We start from the raw sequence: 14,700 nt of genomic DNA on the forward strand, positions 1-14,700 counted from the left end.
CCAGCGTGGCACCCGGACGCGCCGCTGGCCACAGGGCGCGCCCCGGTTCCGGAGGCTTCTACAGGTCGAGGTCGACCACGACCGGGGCGTGGTCGGAGGCGCCCTTGCCCTTGCGCTCCTCGCGGTCCACGTAGGCGTCCTTGACGGCCTTGGCGAAGGGCTCGTTGCCGTAGACCAGGTCGATGCGCATGCCCCTGTTCTTGGGGAAGCAGAGCTGGCGGTAGTCCCAGTACGTGTACGGGCGGTCGTACTTGAGGGGGCGCGGCACCACGTCGGACAGGCCGGCGCCGCGCAGCGCCTCCAGGGCGGCGCGCTCGGCCGGGGTGACGTGGGTCAGGCCCTCGAAGACGGCCGGGTCGTACACGTCCTCGTCGGTGGGGGCCACGTTGTAGTCGCCGAGCACCGCGAAGGGGCGGGGACCGGCCGCGTCCTCGGCGACGGCGGCCGTGAGGGCGCGGAACCAGTCCAGCTTGTAGCCGTAGTGGTCGTGCTCGACCTCGCGGCCGTTGGGCACGTACACCGACCACAGGCGCACCCCGCCGCACGTGGCGGAGATGGCGCGGGGCTCCTGCACGCCCTCGTAGTCCGGGCCGCCGGGCAGCCCCGTGACGACGTCCTCCAACCCGACCCGGGAGAGCAGGGCGACGCCGTTCCACCGGCCGGTGGCGTTCACGGCCGACTCGTAGCCCAGCTCGCGCAGCGCGTCGGCCGGGAACTGCTCGACCGTGCACTTGGTCTCCTGGACGCAGAGCACGTCGGTGCCGGACGACTCCAGCCAGGCCAGCAGGCGGGGCAGCCGGGCGGTGATCGAGTTGACGTTGAAGGTGGCGATACGCATGCCCACCAACCTACCGCCCGGCACCGACACTCAGAGGGCGGCGCTCTCTCCGGCCCCGAGCCTGCTGTGGGGGGCGCCGCCGAGGTTGGCCAGGGCGGTGTCGTAGATCGGCCGGGCGATGTCCGCGAGGTAGGCGTCGTGGATGTCGATCGCCCGGCGCGGCTTGACCTCGCGCACGTAGTCGATCACTTCGGCGATCTTGTTCCAGGGGGCGTGCACCGGCAGCATCAGGGTGTCGACGGGGGCGCCGGGGACGGTCAGCGCGTCCCCGGGATGGAAGAGGGAGCCCTCGACGAGGTAGCCGACGTTGGTGACGCGCGGGATGTCCGGGTGGATCTCGGCGTGCAGTTCGCCGTGGACCTGGACCTCGAACCCGGCGGCGGTGAAGGTGTCCCCGTGCCCGACGGTGTGCACCCGGCCCGGGTAGGCGGCGGCCATCCGCTCGGCGACGCCGCGCAGGGTCCACAGGGCCGCCGCCGGGTTGGCGTCGAGGGCGGCGCGCAGCCGACCCTCGTCGAAGTGGTCGGGGTGCTCGTGGGTGACCAGCAGGGCGTCCGCCCCGAGGCCCGCGTCCGGTTCGCTGAAGGCGCCCGGGTCGATGACGAGCGTCTGCCCGTCCTTCTCCAACTGGACGCAGGAGTGCAGCCGTTTGGTGAGCTTCATGATCCCCACCCTATGCCGCGCGGACTACGGGACGGTGGTGGAGACCACGTAGACGCGGGGGGCGTCGGGGTTGGTGAAGTCGACCGTGACGTCCCGGGTGGGGCGCGGGTCCTGGGCCTCCAGGGTGGTCCCGGACCACTGGTGCGCGGGGCTCCAGCTCCAGCCCGCCACGTGCGCGTCGCGCTCGGAGACCGAGACGCCGGGGGTCAGGGCCCCGACGCTGGTGCCGATGTCGGCCAGGAAGGTGTCCAGCTGCTGGGGGGTGACCTGGAACTGGACGTACAGCCGGCTGGTGTGCCAGTTGTTGGTCTCCAGGTAGCCGACGTGCGAGGCCATCATCGGGATCGGCACCTCGTAGATGCTGCGCTGCACCTTGGACGGCCAGTCCGGGCGGACCTTGACGGCGCCGACCCGCGCCGCCTTGTCCCGGCCGCTCTCGCGGCTCTGCTGGGCGGAGATGGCCAGGTAGCCGGCCGGGACGCCGACGAGCAGCAGGATGACGATCGCGGTGATCCAGCGCCGGCGCACGGTACGGCGCCGCTCCGCGGCGGTGGGCGGCCGGTCGCCGCCGGCCTCGGGCGAAGAGGCCTGGCGGGGCAGGGCGGGCGGAGTCACGGCTGTTCCTGGTCCTCGGGGCCGGCGGCGCCGCGCCGGCCGAACTGCGCATAGCGCTCGTGGCGCTCGACCCGGCGGCGGGTGGCGCGCCGGAAGCGGCGGGCGACCAGCCGGGCGAGGTCGGCGGCGCCGACCATGCCCGCCTCGGGGCCCAGCTCGGCCTTGGCGATGCGGGCCTCGGGGCGGTAGCCGCGGCCGGTGAGGTGGCGCCGGAAGGCGTCCCGGGCGGGGCCGATGAGCAGGTCGTCGGCGGCGCTGACGCCCCCGCCGATGACGAAGCAGGAGGGGTCGAGGGCGGCGGCGAGGTTGGCGATGCCGACGCCGAGCCACTGGCCGATGTCCTGGAGCAGCTCGACGCACATGGCGTCGCCCTCGCGGGCCAGCTCGGTGATCAGCGGCCCGGTGATCTCGTGGACGTTGCCGCCGACCCGGGCGATGATGTCGTGCGCCACCGGGGAGTCGGCGGCGGCCAGCTCGCGCGCCTCGCGGACCAGGGCGTTGCCGGAGCTGTACTGCTCCCAGCAGCCGCGGTTGCCGCAGGGGCAGCGGTGTCCGCCGGGGACGACCTGCATGTGGCCGAACTCGCCGGCCACCCCGTAGCGGCCGCGCTTGACCTGGCCGCCCTCCAGGATGGCCCCGCCGATGCCGGTGCCCAGCGTGATCATGACCAGGTGGTCCTCGCCGCGGCCGGCGCCGAAGCGCCATTCGGCCCAGGCGGCGGTGTTGGCGTCGTTGTCCACCATGACCGGGACGGCGAGCCGGGCCTGGAGGGCGTCGCGCAGGGGCTCGTCCCGCCAGGCCAGGTGGGGGGCGAAGAGGACCCGGGAGCGGTCGGCGTCGACCCAGCCGGCAGCGCCGATGCCCACGGCGTGCACGTCGTGCCGGTCGGAGAGGTCCAGGACCAGCTCCACGATGGTGTCCTCGACGACCTTGGGGCTCTTGGACTTGTCGGGGGTCTCGGCGCGGATCTTCTCCAGGATGACCCCGTCGGCGTCGACGACGCCGGCCATCACCTTGGTGCCGCCGATGTCGATGCCGACCGTCGGGACGCGCGGGGCGGTCAGGTGGGAGCGGCGCTCACGGGTCCCGATGGTCCGCAGGACGGTGCCTCGCGCCGACCCGCGGGGGGTGAGCGAGAAGTCCCGGTAGGTGGTCATCGAGTCGTGTCGTCCCTGTCGGAGGCGGTGGCGGGGGTGGCGGGGAGGGAGCCGGACGGGGTGTCCGGTGCTGATTCTGCCACCCGCTCCAGTTCGTGGCTCAGCTCCTCCAGCTCGGAGCCCCCGGCCATCTGCCGGGTGAGCTCGTCGAGGGTGATGGAGTCGCGGGTGTGACTGCCCGCCATGGTGCCGCGCTTGAGGAGCACGAAGCGGTCCCCGACCAGGTGGGCGTGGTGCGGGTTGTGGGTGATGAGGACCACGCCGAGGCCGGCGTCGCGGGCCGCGGCGACGTACTTGAGGACCACGCCGGACTGCTTGACGCCGAGCGCGGCGGTGGGCTCGTCCAGGACGAGGACCTTCGCGCCGAAGTGGACCGCGCGGGCGATGGCCACGCACTGGCGCTCACCGCCGGAGAGGGTGCCGATCGGCTGGTCCACGTCCCGCAGGTCGATGCCCATGCGCAGCAGCTCGGCGCGGGTGGTCTCGCGCATGAGGGCCACGTCGAGGCGGCGGAAGGGGCCGCGGCCCCGGGTGGGCTCGGAGCCGAGGAAGAAGTTCCGCCAGACCGGCATCAGGGGGACGACGGCGAGGTCCTGGTAGACGGTGGCGATGCCGCGGTCGAGGGCGGCGCGCGGGTTGGCCAGCACGGTCTCCTCGCCCTCGATCTCGAAGGTTCCGGCGTCGTGCCGGTGCAGCCCCGCGATGATCTTGATGAGGGTGGACTTGCCGGCGCCGTTGTCGCCGAGGACGCAGGTGATCTCGCCGGCCGACACCTCCAGGGAGACGTCGCGCAGGGCGCGGATGCTGCCGTAGTACTTGCTGACTCCGGTCAGCTTGACCAGGGGCTCGCTCATGACCGTGCCTCCGCCCGCTTGCGGACCCATGCGTTGAGCAGCGTGGCGAGCAGCAGCATGGCGCCGAGGAAGAACTTGAACCAGTCGGGGTTCCACTGGGCGTAGACGATGCCGTTGCTGGCCATGCCGAAGATGAACGCGCCGACGGCCGAGCCGATCGCGGAGCCGTAGCCGCCGGTCATCAGGCAGCCGCCGATGACGGCCGCGATGATGTACAGGAACTCGTTGCCGACGCCCTCCCCCGACTGGACGACGTCGAAGGAGAAGAGGATGTGCTGCCCGGAGATCCAGGCGCACAGCGCGACGCCCATGTAGAGGCCGATGCGGGTCTTGACGACGGGGACGCCGGTGGCGCGGGCCGCGTCGGCCCCGCCGCCCACGGCGAAGATCCAGTTCCCGGCGCGGGTGCGCAGCAGGATCCAGGTGGCGACGGCGACCAGGGCCAGCCACCACAGGATGGTGACCTTGAGGGTGACCGAGCCGACGTTCCACTGGGAGGCGAACAGGGCGCGGGCGGAGGGGAAGCCCTCCATGTCGGCGATCGTCTTGGTGGAGACGGTGCCGCTGATCAGCTTGGTGAAGCCGAGGTTCAGGCCGGTCAGCATCAGGAAGGTGCCGAGCGTGATGATGAAGCTGGGCAGCCTGGTGCGGGTCAGCATGAACCCGTTGAAGAACCCGATGGCGAGGGTGACCAGCAGGGACACCCCGACGCCCACCCAGACGTTGGCGGTCATCTGGTAGCTGAACATCGAGCTGAACAGCGCCGAGGTGGTCACCATGACGCCGGCGGACAGGTCGAACTCGCCGCCGATCATCAGCAGGGCCACCGGGACGGCCATGATCCCGATGGTGGAGGCCGAGTACAGGACCGTGCTGAGGCTGGCGGCCTTCAGGAAGCTGTCGGCGGCGAACGAGAAGAAGACGAAGACGGCGGCGGCGCCGACGACCGCGCCCAGCTCGGGGCGGCCCAGCAGCCGGCGCACGGAGGAGACGGGCGCGAGCCGCTCGTCGGCGGCGGGGGCGGCGGTGCTCATCGGCTGCCCCGCTTGATGAACGGCTCCAGCTTGGCGACCTGGTCGGCGGTGACGATCTGCGGTCCGGTCAGCACCGGGCGGCCGCCGCCGAGCACGTCGCCGTTGTAGCGGTAGAGCCACAGCAGGTCCACGGCCTCGTACCCCTGGAGGTAGGGCTGCTGGTCCACGGCGAAGCCGAGGGCGCCGGACTTCAGGTCGCGGGCGACGGACTCGTTGAGGTCGAAGGTGTCCACCTCGGCCTTGCTGCCCGCCGCCTCCTTGGCCTTGACGGCGGTGGGGGCGAAGGGGGCGCCCAGGGTGAGGATGCCGTCGACGGACGGGTCGGCCTGGAGCTTGGCCTGGATGGCGGCCTGGACGGAGGGCATGTTCGTGCCCTCGACGTAGAGGTTCTCCAGGCTGCCGCCGAAGGTCTTCTTCGCCCCGGCGCAGCGCTGCTCGTGGCCGACGTTGCCCTGCTCGTGCAGGACGCAGACCGCCTTCTTCAGGCCCCGCTTGGTCATCTCGGTGCCGACGGCCTCGCCGGCGATCTCCTCGTCCTGGCCGATGTGGGCCAGCGCCCCGTACGCGGCGGACTGGGCGGAGCCGGAGTTGACCGTGATGACGGGGATGCCCGCCTTCACCGCCTTGCCGACGACGTCCTTGAGGGCCTCGGGCTTGGCGAGGCTGACGATGATCCCGTCGACCTTCTGGTCGATGGCGTTCTGCACGAACTGGGCCTGCTGCTGCGCCTGGTCGTCGTGCGAGTAGACGAAGTTGATGTTGTCCTTCGCCGACGCCTCCTTGGCGCCCTTCTGCACGATGTCCCAGAAGGTGTCGCCGTCGCCCGCGTGCGTGACCATCGCGAAGGTCCAGCGCGGCGTGGACACGGCGGGCCGGCCCGCCTCCGCGGCCTTCGCCCGTTCCTCGGCACGCTTGCCGCCCGTGCTGCTGCAGCCCGCGAGGGAGGCCCCCAGTACCGCCGCGAGCACGGCGCCGACGACGCGTACCCCTGTCCGAACCCTAGCCACGTCCCCGTGCCCTTCCCTCGTCCGTCATGAATCGGTCATTTCCGGTGTCAGCCGCCCAGTATCCGCCACAGTGGACCATGAAGGGTCATCGGGGCGTGCGGGAGCGGATTGACAGGTCCCCCGTACGGGGTCACGTTGAGTGCATGCGCATCGGGCTCATCGGAACGGGCCGGATCGGCTCCTTCCACGCGGCCTCCCTGGCCCGCCACCCGGATGCCGGCTCGCTGCTGCTGGCCGACGCCGAACCGGGGCGGGCCGCGCGGCTCGCGGAGCGGCTGGGCGCGACCGCCGCGCCCTCCGTCGACCAGGTGTTCACCTGGGGCGTGGACGCGCTGGTCGTGGCCTGTTCCACCGAGGGGCACGCCGGTCTCGTCGTCCGGGCGGTGCGCGGCGGGCTGCCGGTGTTCTGCGAGAAGCCGCTGGCCCCCGACCTGGCGCGGACCCTGGCGGTGCTGCGCGAGGTGGCCGCCGCCGGCGGTGTGCTCCAGGTCGGCTTCATGCGCCGCTTCGACGCCGGGTACCGGACCGCGCGGGAGCTGGTCCGTTCGGGTGCCCTGGGGCGGCTGCACACCGTCCGCACGATGACCGCCGACCCGGCGCCGCCGCCCGCCGCCTACCTCGCCGCCTCCGGGGGCCTGTACCGGGACTGCCTGGTGCACGACTTCGACATGACGCGCTGGGTGACCGGAGGGGAGGTCGCCGAGGTGTACGCGGCCGGTTCGGACGCCGGGCCGGCCGTCTTCCGCGAGAGCGGTGACGTCGACACGGCGGCGGCCGTCCTGACCCTGGCCGACGGGACCCTGGCGACCTGTACCGGCACCCGCTGCAACGGCGCCGGGTACGACGTGCGGATGGAGCTCGCCGGGGAACGGGACCAGGTCTCCTGCGGGCTGGACGACCGGACGCCGATCGCCTCGACGGAGCCGCACGGCCCGCCCCCGGCGAGCAAGCCGTGGTCCGGGTTCCTGGAGCGGTTCGGCCCCGCCTACGAGGCGGAGCTCGCGGCCTTCGTGCGACTGGTGCGCGGCGAGGGGGCCAATCCGTGCGACGGGCGGGAGGCACTGGCCGCCTTCCGGGTGGCGGAGGCGTGCGAGCGCTCGCGCCGGGAGCGGCGCCCGGTACGGCTGGAGGAGCTCCCGGACCTGTAGGGCGGGCATGCGGGTCACAGTAGGCCCGGTGATCAAATCCGGATGAGGCGATTGTCGGCCAATCGCCCCGTCGGCGGGCCCGCCGGGGCTCAGCCCGCCGCGCGCCGCCCCCAGGCCGGCCGGCTCAGGCCTCGAAGTCGCGGAAGGGGGCCCGGCCCGTGGGGCGGTAGGTGTGGATGGCGGTGCCGCTGGCGGTGGTGCGCGAGGCGGTCAGCTCGCAGGCCGTGGGCAGCCCGCCGGTGGGGAACAGGCGCCGGCCCGCGCCCAGGAAGACCGGGAAGACGAGCAGGTTCAGCTCCTCGACCAGGTCCCGCGCGAGCAGCCACTGCGCGAGCCGCCCGCTGCCGTGCACCTGGAGCTCCCCCTCGGTGGCGTCCTTGGCCCGCACGACCTCCGCCTGGAGCTGCTCCCCGTCCAGGACGGCGGCCGGCCCCCAGGCGGGCTCCTTGAGGGTGGTGGAGGCGACGTACTTCGTCAGCCGGTTCAGCCGGTGCGCGATCGGGCTGGCGGGGTCGTCGTGGTGCGGCCAGTACGCGGCGAAGATCTCGTACGTGCGCCGGCCGAGCAGGAAGGCTCCGGCGCGGCCGAAGACCTCCTCCATGAACTCCTGCATGCCCGCGTCCGCGTGGGGGGCGAGCCAGCCCCCGTAGGCGAAGCCGTCGCTGTCGTCCTCCGCCCGCGCTCCGGGGGCCTGCATCACCCCGTCGAGGGTGAGGAAGGTGGTGAGGGTCAGCTTGCCCATGGGTCGGCGCTCCTCGTGTCGGTGCCCTGTCCGGTCCTGTCCTGTCCTGTTCCAGACTCCCGGGCGCCCGGGAACTCGTCGCCGCGGCGCGCGTGAACGCGGGGTCGGATTCCCGCCAGCGCCACCGGGCCCGCCGAGATTTGATTGAACCCGCAACCAATTGCTCCGGGAGGTAACGGGAATGAACGGCGACACGGTGGCTCTGGTGACGGGCGGCAGCCGGGGGATCGGGGCGGCCACCGCGCTGCGGCTGGCCGAGGACGGCTTCGACGTGGCGCTCACCTACGTGGACGGCGCACGGGCCGCGGCACAGGTGGTCGGCAGGATCGAGGCGCTCGGCCGACGGGGCCTGGCGGTACGGGCCGACGCGGGCGCCCCCGAGGGCCCGCGGACGGCGGTGGAGGAGACCGTCCGCACCCTCGGACGGCTCGACGTGCTGGTCAACAACGCCGGCGTGGGCGTGCTCGGCCCGGTGGAGGCGCTCGGCGCGGCCGATGTGGACCGGGTCCTCGGCGTCAACGTCCGGGGCGCGTTCCTGGCCGCTCAGGCGGCGGCCGGGCACATGGGCCCCGGCGGACGGATCGTCACCATCGGCAGCTGCATGGTGGCGCGGGTCCCCGGCCCGGGCGGCACGCTGTACGCGATGAGCAAGGCGGCGATGACGGGCCTGACGAAGGCCCTCGCCCGGGAGCTCGGCGGCCGCGGCATCACCGCCAACCTGGTCCACCCGGGGCCCACGGACACCGACATGAACCCGGCCGACGGACCGTACGCGGACCCGCAGCGGGAGCTGACCGCGCTCGGGCGCTACGGCACCGCCGAGGAGGTGGCGGCGATGGTGTCCTTCCTCGCGGGACCGGACGCCGGGTACGTCACCGGGGCGGAGTTCTCGGTGGACGGCGGCCACGCCGCGTAGCCCTCGGGGCCGGGCGTGCGGGCTGCGGTGCGGCTGCCGCCCCCGCCGGGCCCGGGCCCGGCAGGCGCCGATGGGGCGCACCACCGAAGTGGTGCGCCCCGTCGGCGTCTTCCTTACCCCGGGGGTGTCGGCCCCCGGGGCGGGTCGGAGGCGGGCCTGATCAGCCGCCCAGCTCCTGGTGACGGGCGGCCAGGGCGGCCGCGCCGTTCTCCGTCAGCGAGCCGAAGAGGCGCAGGCGGGAGAAGCCGCCGTCCGGGAAGATGTCGATCCGGACGTGCGTGCCGACCGCCGGGGTGTCCAGCACGAAGCGGTGGTTGGTGTCGGGCTGCAGGCGGGTGCGCGGCAGGAACTCCGTCCACTCGCCCTCCTCGCCCGTCTTGACGGACAGCGAGGCCCAGCCGGCCGAGTTGCCCTTGAGGTACGCGGTGTCGATCTCGACGGCGCGGATCTCGGACTCGGTGACGAGCTGGTAGCGGATCCAGTCGTTGCCGTTGTCACGACGGCGCGCGGTCTCCCAGCCGTCGTCCATCTTGCGGGAGCGGCCCGGGTTGATGGTGTTGGTCGGCGGGGAGTAGAAGCGGTTGGACGCGTCCTGGACCGAGCCGCCGTTCTCCAGCGCCACCACGTCGAAGGAGCCGAGCGCCGCGAGCCACTTCGGGTCCGGCAGGACCTCGCCGTAGACGCGCAGGCGGGCGATGCCGCCGTCGGGGTGCTGGTTGACGCGCAGGTGGGTGAAGCGCTGCTCCACGGCGATCTCGAAGCCGTTGGCCGCGTGGCCGCCGACCGGGGTGCGCTCGACGAGGGTCGTCCACTTCACGTCGTCGCCCAGGAGCTCCTCCGGGGTCGGCGCCAGGGCGCCCTCCCAGTTGGTGCCCTCGACGGAGACGGCCTGCGGCATGTTGCCGCGGAAGTGGGCGGTGTCGACGACGATGCCGCGGATCACGCCGGGGGCGCCCAGGCGTACGAGCGCCCAGTCGTGGTCCTCGGGGGTCGGCCAGGGCTGGGTGGCGGAGACGCCGCGGCGGCGGCGGGTCTCCCAGCCGTCCATGACCTTGCCCTTGTGGCCGAAGTCCTCGGGGTCGAAGTGCGCGGCCTCGGAGATCAGCAGGTTCTCGCGCTGGGCGAAGAACTCGTCGTTGGCGGCGATGACACCGGCGCCCAGCTCACGGGCGGCGAGGTTCGCGTACTGGGTGAACGGGAAGTCCGCGGTGCGGTAGTCCGCGTACGGGTCGCCGCCCCCGTACGGGTTCGCGTTGCCGGTGAAGGATTCAATCGCCACTGTCAGTTCTGCCTTTCGAGGAGGAGGCCCGTGGGCTCGGTCGGGGTGCCGTGGTCGGCGATCCGCGTGCCGCGCAGCCAGGTGGACTTCACGACGCCGTGCAGGGTCTTGCCCGCGTACGCCGTGACCTGGTTGCGGTGGTGGAGTTCGGCCGGGTCCACGGTGAACGTTTCTTCGGGGGCCAGGACGGCGAAGTCGGCGTCGCGGCCGGCCTCGATGGCGCCCTTCTGCGCCAGTCCGGCGAGGGCGGCCGGGGCGGCGGATATCCAGCGGACGACGTCCTCCAGGGTGCGGCCGCGCCGGCGGGCCTCGGTCCAGATGGCCGGCAGGCCCAGCTGGAGGGAGGAGATGCCGCCCCAGGCGGTGGCGAAGTCACCGGTCTTCAGGTCCGCGGTGGACGGCGAGTGGTCGGAGACGATGCAGTCGATGGTGCCGTCGGCGAGCGCGTCCCACAGGACGTCCTGGTTGGCGGCCTCGCGGATGGGCGGGCAGCACTTGAACTCGGTGGCGCCGTCCGGGACTTCCTCGGCGGTGAGGGTGAGGAAGTGCGGGCAGGACTCGACCGTGATCCGCACGCCCTCGGCCTTGGCGGCGGCGAGCAGCGGCAGCGCGGAGGCGGAGGACAGGTGCAGGACGTGCACGCGGGCGTTCAGCCGCTTGGCCTGGGCGATCAGGTTCTCGATCGCGGTGTTCTCGGCGTCCTGGGGCCGGGAGGCCAGGAAGTCGGCGTACTTGGGGCCCGGGTTCTGCGGGGCGGACTCCAGGTGGTGCGGGTCCTCGGCGTGCACGATCAGCAGGCCGCCGAAGCCGGTGATCTCGGCGAGGGAGGTGGCCAGCTGCTCCTGGTCCAGCAGCGGGAACTCGTCCACGCCGGAGGGCGACAGGAAGCACTTGAAGCCGTAGACCCCGGCGTCGTGCAGCGGGCGCAGGTCCTTGACGTTGTCGGGCAGGGCGCCGCCCCAGAAGCCCACGTCCACGTGCGCCTTGGTCCGGGCGACCTCCTGCTTGACGCGGAGGTTGTCGACCGTGGTGGTCGGCGGCAGGGAGTTGAGGGGCATGTCGAGGATGGTGGTGATGCCGCCGGCGGCGGCCGCGCGGGTCGCCGTCCAGAAGCCCTCCCACTCGGTGCGGCCCGGGTCGTTGACGTGGACGTGGGTGTCCACGAGACCGGGGAGCAGGACGTCGTCGCCGAAGTCCTCGAGCCGGGCCCCGGCCGGTACCTCGGCCTCGTACGCCAGCACGGCCGCGATCTTCCCGCCGGCGACGGCCACCGAGGCGGCGCGCGTCCCCTCGGGGGTGATGACGCGCGTCGAGCGCAGTACCAGTTCCACAGGCACGTCGGCCACCGGAACCTCCCCATCTACTTCCACAGAGCGAAATTCAACGTTCTGTTGACGGAGTCTCCATCCCGATCCGGGGCCAGTCAAGAGTGCCCGGAGGGACCGCTGACGCGTAGGCACCGCAATTGGATGTTTCCACGAGATGGAATTAAGATTTCACTATCCAGAATGTAGCTACCACCACCGGCCCCCGGGCCGGTAACTTCCGAGGACGTCCGCCACCAGGACAAACCGCCTCTGACCGGCGGGGACGGCCGAGGCCCGGCTCTAGGGCCGACGTCGACCGACCGGTAGGCTGCTCCCTTGCCTGCCAGCACCGAAAGGACCGCGCCGTGCCGACGTCCAGCGCCAGCACCACCGACGCTTCCGCCAAGCCCACCGCCGCCAGCGGTGGCGTCCAGTCCCTCGAGCGCGCCTTCGATCTGCTCGAACGGATGGCCGACGCCGGGGGCGAAGTCGGTCTCAGCGAGCTCTCCGCCGCGAGCGGCCTGCCGCTGCCCACCATCCACCGCCTGATGCGCACCCTCGTCGCCTGCGGCTACGTCCGGCAGCAGCCCAACCGACGGTACTCCCTCGGCCCCCGCCTGATCCGCCTCGGCGAGTCCGCGTCGCGGCTGCTGGGCACCTGGGCGCGCCCCTACCTCGCCCGGCTGGTCGAGGAGACCGGCGAGACCGCCAACATGGCCCTGCTCGACGGGGACGAGATCGTCTACGTCGCCCAGGTGCCGTCCAAGCACTCCATGCGCATGTTCACCGAGGTCGGCCGCCGGGTCCTGCCGCACTCCACCGGCGTGGGCAAGGCGCTGCTCGCCCACACCCCGGCCGAGGAGGTACGGGCCCTGCTGGCGCGCACCGGGATGCCGGCCGCGACCGAGAAGACCATCACCACGCCCGAGGGCTTCCTGGAGGCGCTGGAGCAGGTCCGCAGGGCGGGGTACGCGGTCGACGACAACGAGCAGGAGATAGGGGTCCGCTGCCTGGCCGTGTCGGTGCCGAACTCGCCGACCGCCGCCGCGATCTCGATCTCGGGACCGGCAGGCCGGGTGACGCAGGAGGTGGCCGAGTCCTTCGTGCCGATCCTGCAGGGCGTGGCCGCGGAGCTGTCGGTGGCCCTGCAGAGCCAGACCCCCGCCTAGGGGAGTCCGCGCGTACGAGAGCCCCGGCCGCCCCTCCCCCTGTGGGGGGCGGCCGGGGCTCTCGCGTGCGCGGGCCCGGGTGGGCCGGGTCAGGCCGCCGGGGCGGCCGCGGAGGGCTCGGCGGGCCGGGCGCCGTGGGTGAGGCGGCCGTCGGTCATGGTCGCCGTGCGGTCCATCCGGTCCAGGTGGGCGTGGTCGTGCGTGACCAGCACGGTGGCGGTGGAGCGCTCGCGGGTCAGGGTGACCAGCAGGTCGAGGACGGCCGCGCCGCGCTCGTGGTCCAGGGCGCTGGTGGGCTCGTCGACCAGCAGCACGGAGGGCTCGTTCATCAGGGCGCGGGCGATGTTCACCCGCTGGCGCTGCCCGCCGGAGAGCTGGTGGGGGCGCTTGTCGGCCTTGTCGGCCAGGCCCACCGCGTCCAGCAGCTCCAGGGCCCGGCGGCGCAGCTGCCGGGCGGGGCGGCCGGAGAGGTGGGCCATCACCTGGAGCTGCTCGGCGGCGGTCAGCGACGCCAGCAGGTTCGGCTGCTGGAAGACGATGCCGATCTCCTCGCGGCGCAGGGCCGCCTTCTCGGCGGCGCCCAGCCGCGCGGTGTCGCGGCCCGCGACGAGGACCCGGCCGGAGTCGGGGGTCACCAGGGTGGCCGCGACGGCCAGCAGGCTGGACTTCCCGGATCCCGAGGGCCCCACGATCGCGGTGAGGGTGCCGGCGGGCACCTCCAGCTCCACCGCGTCGAGGGCGGTCAGGCGGCCGTCGCCGTCGGGGTAGGTCAGCGTGACGTCGTGGAGGAAGAGGGTCATCGGGCGCTCCCCAGGGCGGTCAGCGGGTCGACGGCGGTGATCCGCCGGATGGACAGGGCCGCGCCCAGCGCACCGAGCACGATCATGATCCCGGCGGGGGCCAGCACGGTGGCGGCGTCGAGGACGAAGGGCACGTCCCCGCCGCTGATCAGGGCCCCGATCCCGGACGCGAGGGCGGTGCCGGCCCCGGTGCCGAGGGCCAGCATCACGACGGCCTGGCCGAGGGCGTCCTTGAGGAGGTACGGGGTGGAGGCGCCCAGCGCCTTGAGCACGGCGATGTCGGCGCTGCGCTGGATGGTCCACACGGTGAAGAAGGCCCCTATGACCAGCGCGGAGATGGCGAAGAGGAAGCCGCGCATCAGCTGGAGCGAGCCGTTCTCGGCCTGGTAGGACCCTATGGCGCCGAGGGCCTCGTCGACGGTCTGGCTGCGGGTGCCGGCCGCCTCGTCGCCGGCGGCCCAGTCCACGTTGCCGGAGCCGTCGAGGGCGAGGACGGTGGCGGTGGCGGTGGCGGTGGAGGAGGTGCCGGGGTTGCCGGCGCGCTGCCAGTCGCCCAGGTCCGTCCAGACGACCGGGGTGTGGCTGTAGGCGGCGGTGCCCGAGACGGCGGCGACGGTCAGCTCCAGCGGCCCGGCCCGGAACCGGTCCCCCGCGGTGAGCCCGCCCAGTTCCTTGGCGGCCTTCTCGGAGAGGACGGCCCGGCCCGGGCCCAGCCCCGTCCCGGCCGGGGCGAGGCGGCCGGCGGGCTCGACGCCGAAGAGGGAGACTGCGGCCGTGCGCTCACCGGCCAGGGCGTTGGTGGTGCGGATGCCGAGCGGCTCCGCGGCCTTGACGCCGGGGCGCCCGCGCCAGGCCTGCCAGGCGCTCTCGGGCAGCTGGGAGCTGGTGAAGGACACCTTCTGGTCCCCGGGCGGCAGGGCGAAGGCCAGCCGGGAGGCGGGCAGCCCGGTGACGGCCGAGATGTTCTCCCGGGCCAGACCGGACGTGAGCCCCGACAGCAGGCCGACCAGCAGCGTGATCAGCAGGACGACCGAGCCCATGAGGGCGAAGCGGCCCCTGGCGAACCGTAGATCTCTCCATGCGACGAACATGTCCCCCACCTTGGTCGTCCGCCCGGGCCCGGGGCATCGCGCCACGGGAGGGATCCTGGTATCGAAGGAGGCATTCCGAT

15 protein-coding genes are annotated in these 14,700 nt (G+C 73.1%); 3 read left to right on the forward strand and 12 right to left on the reverse strand.

Translation table 11 applies throughout. The features are described from left to right. Positions 1-58 precede the first annotated feature (58 nt). From ACFY0O_RS16765 to ACFY0O_RS16795, 7 genes are read right to left on the reverse strand one after another with little or no spacing between them, the layout of a single operon-like run. Positions 59-838, reverse strand: coding sequence for an exodeoxyribonuclease III (locus tag ACFY0O_RS16765; protein WP_388947425.1), 780 nt, complete (start codon positions 836-838; stop codon positions 59-61). 30 nt (positions 839-868) lie between these two features. Further along, positions 869-1,501 carry an MBL fold metallo-hydrolase gene (locus ACFY0O_RS16770; protein WP_388947426.1) on the reverse strand — a complete coding sequence of 211 codons (633 nt, stop codon included), beginning with the start codon at positions 1,499-1,501 and terminating at the stop codon, positions 869-871. 24 nt (positions 1,502-1,525) lie between these two features. Continuing rightward, on the reverse strand, positions 1,526-2,116 hold the full coding sequence (locus tag ACFY0O_RS16775) for a hypothetical protein (RefSeq protein ID WP_388947427.1): 591 nt from the start codon (positions 2,114-2,116) through the stop codon (positions 1,526-1,528). Then, on the reverse strand, positions 2,113-3,273 hold the full coding sequence (locus ACFY0O_RS16780; protein WP_388947428.1) for an ROK family glucokinase: 1,161 nt from the start codon (positions 3,271-3,273) through the stop codon (positions 2,113-2,115). The genes ACFY0O_RS16775 and ACFY0O_RS16780 overlap by 4 nt, the downstream gene beginning before the upstream one ends. After that, positions 3,270-4,127, reverse strand: coding sequence for an ATP-binding cassette domain-containing protein (locus ACFY0O_RS16785; RefSeq protein WP_388947429.1), 858 nt, complete (start codon positions 4,125-4,127; stop codon positions 3,270-3,272). Before ACFY0O_RS16785 ends, ACFY0O_RS16780 begins: the two co-directional genes overlap by 4 nt. Further along, the gene (locus ACFY0O_RS16790; protein ID WP_388947430.1) at positions 4,124-5,161 is read right to left on the reverse strand and encodes an ABC transporter permease; all 1,038 of its coding nucleotides are present in this window, start codon (positions 5,159-5,161) and stop codon (positions 4,124-4,126) included. Before ACFY0O_RS16790 ends, ACFY0O_RS16785 begins: the two co-directional genes overlap by 4 nt. Then, on the reverse strand, positions 5,158-6,168 hold the full coding sequence (locus ACFY0O_RS16795; RefSeq protein ID WP_388947431.1) for a sugar ABC transporter substrate-binding protein: 1,011 nt from the start codon (positions 6,166-6,168) through the stop codon (positions 5,158-5,160). The genes ACFY0O_RS16790 and ACFY0O_RS16795 overlap by 4 nt, the downstream gene beginning before the upstream one ends. 143 nt (positions 6,169-6,311) lie before the next feature. Between ACFY0O_RS16795 and ACFY0O_RS16800 the strand changes: the two genes are divergently transcribed. Beyond that, a complete protein-coding gene (locus ACFY0O_RS16800) occupies positions 6,312-7,316 on the forward strand; it encodes a Gfo/Idh/MocA family oxidoreductase (RefSeq protein WP_388947432.1) in 1,005 nt (334 codons plus the stop codon). A 124-nt stretch (positions 7,317-7,440) separates the two neighbouring features. Here ACFY0O_RS16800 and ACFY0O_RS16805 read toward each other — a convergent pair whose 3' ends face one another. After that, a complete protein-coding gene (locus ACFY0O_RS16805; RefSeq protein WP_388947433.1) occupies positions 7,441-8,058 on the reverse strand; it encodes a dihydrofolate reductase family protein in 618 nt (205 codons plus the stop codon). A 181-nt stretch (positions 8,059-8,239) separates the two neighbouring features. On the opposite strand from ACFY0O_RS16805, the gene ACFY0O_RS16810 reads away from it, so the two are divergent. Then, positions 8,240-8,974 (forward strand): SDR family NAD(P)-dependent oxidoreductase, encoded by a 735-nt coding sequence (locus ACFY0O_RS16810; protein WP_388947434.1) that lies wholly within the window; start codon positions 8,240-8,242, stop codon positions 8,972-8,974. Positions 8,975-9,134: 160 nt separating this feature from the next. Here the strand turns inward: ACFY0O_RS16810 and alc are convergent, their stop codons facing one another. Then, positions 9,135-10,253 (reverse strand): allantoicase, encoded by a 1,119-nt coding sequence (alc, locus tag ACFY0O_RS16815; RefSeq protein ID WP_358894916.1) that lies wholly within the window; start codon positions 10,251-10,253, stop codon positions 9,135-9,137. Positions 10,254-10,255: 2 nt separating this feature from the next. After that, positions 10,256-11,590 (reverse strand): allantoinase AllB, encoded by a 1,335-nt coding sequence (gene allB, locus ACFY0O_RS16820; RefSeq protein WP_388947529.1) that lies wholly within the window; start codon positions 11,588-11,590, stop codon positions 10,256-10,258. 335 nt (positions 11,591-11,925) lie between these two features. Here allB and ACFY0O_RS16825 point away from each other — a divergent pair, with 335 nt between their 5' ends. Then, positions 11,926-12,729, forward strand: coding sequence for an IclR family transcriptional regulator (locus ACFY0O_RS16825; RefSeq protein WP_358894918.1), 804 nt, complete (start codon positions 11,926-11,928; stop codon positions 12,727-12,729). Positions 12,730-12,818: 89 nt separating this feature from the next. Here the strand turns inward: ACFY0O_RS16825 and ACFY0O_RS16830 are convergent, their stop codons facing one another. Both ACFY0O_RS16830 and ACFY0O_RS16835 read right to left on the reverse strand, forming a co-directional pair. Continuing rightward, positions 12,819-13,529, reverse strand: coding sequence for an ABC transporter ATP-binding protein (locus tag ACFY0O_RS16830; RefSeq protein WP_388947435.1), 711 nt, complete (start codon positions 13,527-13,529; stop codon positions 12,819-12,821). After that, the gene (locus ACFY0O_RS16835; protein ID WP_388947436.1) at positions 13,526-14,620 is read right to left on the reverse strand and encodes an ABC transporter permease; all 1,095 of its coding nucleotides are present in this window, start codon (positions 14,618-14,620) and stop codon (positions 13,526-13,528) included. The genes ACFY0O_RS16830 and ACFY0O_RS16835 overlap by 4 nt, the downstream gene beginning before the upstream one ends. Positions 14,621-14,700 lie beyond the last annotated feature (80 nt).

This window comes from Streptomyces sp. NPDC001594 (assembly GCF_042893675.1).
Taxonomy (GTDB): Bacteria; Actinomycetota; Actinomycetes; order Streptomycetales; family Streptomycetaceae; genus Streptomyces.

Bases quoted from the DNA above. Each gene is read 5' to 3' on its own strand.
- ACFY0O_RS16790 (WP_388947430.1), bottom strand. From the start codon at position 5,161: ATGAGCACCGCCGCCCCCGCCGCCGACGAGCGGCTCGCGCCCGTCTCC.
- ACFY0O_RS16830 (WP_388947435.1), bottom strand. From the start codon at position 13,529: ATGACCCTCTTCCTCCACGACGTCACGCTGACCTACCCCGACGGCGAC.
- ACFY0O_RS16810 (WP_388947434.1), top strand. From the start codon at position 8,240: ATGAACGGCGACACGGTGGCTCTGGTGACGGGCGGCAGCCGGGGGATC.
- ACFY0O_RS16805 (WP_388947433.1), bottom strand. From the start codon at position 8,058: ATGGGCAAGCTGACCCTCACCACCTTCCTCACCCTCGACGGGGTGATG.
- ACFY0O_RS16765 (WP_388947425.1), bottom strand. From the start codon at position 838: ATGCGTATCGCCACCTTCAACGTCAACTCGATCACCGCCCGGCTGCCC.
- ACFY0O_RS16785 (WP_388947429.1), bottom strand. From the start codon at position 4,127: ATGAGCGAGCCCCTGGTCAAGCTGACCGGAGTCAGCAAGTACTACGGC.
- ACFY0O_RS16835 (WP_388947436.1), bottom strand. From the start codon at position 14,620: ATGTTCGTCGCATGGAGAGATCTACGGTTCGCCAGGGGCCGCTTCGCC.
- ACFY0O_RS16780 (WP_388947428.1), bottom strand. From the start codon at position 3,273: ATGACCACCTACCGGGACTTCTCGCTCACCCCCCGCGGGTCGGCGCGA.
- ACFY0O_RS16800 (WP_388947432.1), top strand. From the start codon at position 6,312: ATGCGCATCGGGCTCATCGGAACGGGCCGGATCGGCTCCTTCCACGCG.
- ACFY0O_RS16770 (WP_388947426.1), bottom strand. From the start codon at position 1,501: ATGAAGCTCACCAAACGGCTGCACTCCTGCGTCCAGTTGGAGAAGGAC.